The organism is Micromonospora sp. NPDC047620, from assembly GCF_043205005.1.
Classification (GTDB): domain Bacteria; phylum Actinomycetota; class Actinomycetes; order Mycobacteriales; family Micromonosporaceae; genus Micromonospora.
Genome location: NZ_JBIDDG010000193.1, coordinates 1 through 1065, shown reverse-complemented (window position 1 = coordinate 1065; position 1065 = coordinate 1). Strand labels below are relative to the sequence as shown.

1 protein-coding gene is annotated in these 1065 nt (G+C 65.8%); it reads left to right on the top strand.

Annotated features, from left to right (window positions below):
- Window positions 1-990: short-chain fatty acyl-CoA regulator family protein (locus ACGF5C_RS35190; protein ID WP_393308797.1), on the top strand; the 990-nt coding region annotated here is incomplete at its 5' end.
- Window positions 991-1065: the final 75 nt, after the last annotated feature.

Genomic DNA, 1065 nt, shown 5'->3' with positions numbered 1-1065 from the left:
CGTCCGCACGAGGAGGTGCGCGACTTCTTCTATCAGCGCCAGAACTACATCCACGAATTGGATACCGCCGCAGAGGAATTGGCGACCCGCATGCGCTTGCACGGCGGTGATCTGCGGCGCGAGCTCACCCGCCGGCTCACCACCGGATACGGCGTGCAGATCGTGGAGCGGATCGACCTGGGCGAGGGTGTGCTGCACCGCTACGACCCCGAGGCCCGCAAGCTCGAGATCGCCCCGCATCTGTCGGGCGGTCAGCGCGTGTTCAAACTGGCCACGGAACTGGCATATCTGGAATGCGGTGATCTGATCGACAAATTGGTCGAAGAGGGCAATTTCGCCTCCGAGGACACCCGTACGCTCGCGAAACTCGGCCTCGCCAACTATTTCGCCGCGGCCACGGTGCTGCCGTACTCGCATTTCCACGAGGTCGCCGAGGATTTCCGCTACGACATCGAGCGGCTGTCGGCGTTCTTCGCGCAGAGTTACGAAACGATCTGCCACCGGCTCTCCACCCTGCAGCGGCCCAAACTGCGCGGGGTGCCCTTCTCGTTCGTCCGCGTGGATCGCGCGGGAAACATGTCGAAACGCCAGTCCGCCACCGGATTCCACTTCTCCTCCGCGGGCGGGACCTGTCCGCTGTGGAATGTGTACGAGACCTTCGCCTATCCCGGCCGGATCATGACCCAGATCGCCCAGATGCCCGACGGCCGCAAATATCTGTGGATCGCGCGCACGGTCGAGCGGCGCGCCACCCGCTACGGGCAGCCCAGCAAGACCTTCGCCATCGGCCTGGGCTGCGAATTGCGCCACGCCGGACGCGTGGTCTACGCCGACGGCCTGGACCTCACCGAGCCCCAGGCCACCCCGATCGGCGCCGGCTGCCGTGTCTGCGAACGCGCCAACTGTCCGCAGCGCGCGTTCCCGCCGCTGGGCAAGTCCCTGGATATCAGCGAGCACCGCAGCTCGATCTCGCCGTACGTCCTGCGCTGAGCGGACGGCCACCGAACTCCGGCATATTTCGCGCGGGTCGGGCGATGTCCCGATTCAGTGGATACCTGGCCCACA